Here is a 1063-nt window from a genome sequence, read left to right on the forward strand (position 1 = left end):
GTGGAGGTCATCTCTTCCATGGAAGAGGCGGTTTCCTCCAGGGACGAGGCCTGTTCCTCGGTACGCTGGGACAGATCGGTGTTGCCCTGGGCGATCTCGGAGGAGGCTGAACGCACGTTGTTGGCACCCTCCAGGATCTGCCCGACCAGTCCGTCGAGGTGATCCATGGAACTGTTGATGGCTTCCTGCATGCGACCGAATTCGCCCTGGTATTCGCCCTGCATGCGCACCGTCAGTTCACCCTCCGCGAGGGCCTGCACGGCGCGGATAGCCTCATCGACGGGTTCCTTGACCGAGTCGACCAGCCGGTTCAGTTCATCGCCCAGTTGCTGGACGAAGCCGTCCATCTGGTCGGTGTCGATGCGTTCATCCAGGCGCCCCTCCAGCACCTCCCGGATGAGCCTTTCGATCTGGCTCTCGGCATCACGCTGAGCAGTCAGGTCGAACCACTCCAGTGTGTTGCCCAGGAACTCGCCTTCTTCGGAGTTCTCCCCGGTCACGTGGACCTTGAGCACCGCCTCGCCAACGGTATATTCGCGGTCGATGCCTTCCTCGCGGCAGGCGTCCATGGTCGAGCGTTCGGGAATCAACTGGGGGAAGACCCGGTCCAGGCGCTCGCCTTCCGAGACCGCGGGCGTGCCGCCGGCGGCACGGATGTCGCCGGAGCGCTCCTGCAGCAGCCGTTTCATCGGCTCGTTCATGTAATTGATGGTCCAGTCCGGGCGGATCATCATGAACGGCTGGGTGGCGGTATCCACCGCCCAGCGCATGCGCACCAGTTCGTTGTATTCGTCCGCGGGGATGGTAATGCCTTCCGCGTTGCTTTCAGCCGCCATGTTGCTCTCCTGGTCCGGAATCGGTTGGGCTCCGCCGGTCCGGCGGAACGAAACGTTCGCTTGGGGCGACGCGGGTGCGTCGCCGGGTTACGGGCAGCGGGGCTTACCGGATCGGTCCGCGCCCCGTGCGGTTCAGAACTCTTCCCATTCTTCGCTGCTGTCCGCGGTGGCGGACTTCTGCTGCGTCCGGGCGCGCGGGGCCGGCTTCTTCTTCTCCTCTTCCTTCT

At 64.2% G+C, this 1063-nt stretch carries 1 protein-coding gene; it reads right to left on the reverse strand.

Going from position 1 to position 1063, the window contains the following annotated elements; translation table 11 throughout:
• Window positions 1-836, reverse strand: an 836-nt coding sequence (locus tag D577_RS0113455) for a methyl-accepting chemotaxis protein (protein ID WP_018947974.1), incomplete at its 3' end; no start/stop codon positions are given.
• Window positions 837-1063: the final 227 nt, after the last annotated feature.

It is taken from the genome of Thioalkalivibrio sp. AKL17 (assembly GCF_000377885.1).
Classification (GTDB): domain Bacteria; phylum Pseudomonadota; class Gammaproteobacteria; order Ectothiorhodospirales; family Ectothiorhodospiraceae; genus Thioalkalivibrio; species Thioalkalivibrio halophilus.